The organism is Oleiphilus sp. HI0086 (assembly GCF_001635225.1).
In genome coordinates this window covers 1-928 of sequence record NZ_LWFZ01001237.1, presented here as the reverse complement: position 1 = coordinate 928, position 928 = coordinate 1, and the positions used below count along the sequence as shown (strand labels likewise).

1 pseudogene is annotated in these 928 nt (G+C 41.9%); it reads right to left on the bottom strand.

The features are described from left to right. A pseudogene (locus A3756_RS28130) lies at positions 1-928 on the bottom strand (hypothetical protein); the annotation flags it as partial.

Genomic DNA, 928 nt, shown 5'->3' with positions numbered 1-928 from the left:
AGTGGAAAATGATCAAACATCTCTTCCGAGCTTTCCGTGACGTACCGATCAGGTGCGCCGTCTGCATCACTATCTATCTTTGACGGGTCTGATATATATGAAAGTTGAACGCAATATTCACTGTTTCCTATGTTACTAAGTCGATATTCATCAGCATTACAAGAGGCTGTGCTCTCAATTAATCTCGGAGGGTTTGCGGAATCATAAATAACTTCATAACGAGATTCGGTGTCATTATTTTGATTGCCATCAAACAAGCCATCTCCATCTGTATCGTTCTTAGCAGGATTACTTTGGGTAAGCAGCACTTCAATACCATCCGGCAATCCATCAAAATCAGTATCTGCAACAATAACTGAAGAATCTTCATTATTTTGATCTAAGTCGTTGACATACAGATCATCATCTATGTCTTCATCGCCATCACTAAGGCCATCCCCATCGGTATCAGCCCTTAAAGGGTCAGATACTTTAAAGTTTTCTTCGTTGGATTCCAGCTCCTGGTAACTTGTATTGATATCGAGCGGATTAATATCAAAACGGGTATCACCATAGGTTTTCTCAATCAGCATGAGCTCGGTATAATCAGTAAGCCCGTCACCATCACTATCCGCTAGAGAAGGATTAGAGATATATCGAATATGAATTTTACCGATAACCTCAACACCCGCATCAAGCTCATCACCTTCAGCAACAAATGGCTCGTTTAACGAAGTGCCAGCATCATTGACTACAATTCTCGCGACGTCTGTAACGAGATATTCGTAGGCAGCACCCTCGAAGCTATTGGAAGGCGGATTCCAACCAGTAACACCACTCTTTGAATTAAGGTCTATATCGAGATCACGACCAGTCTTGAGCAACGTTAACTCATCAAGACCGAAACCATAGACCCACACTTCATCTCCATCTTTAAGCCCATCAACAT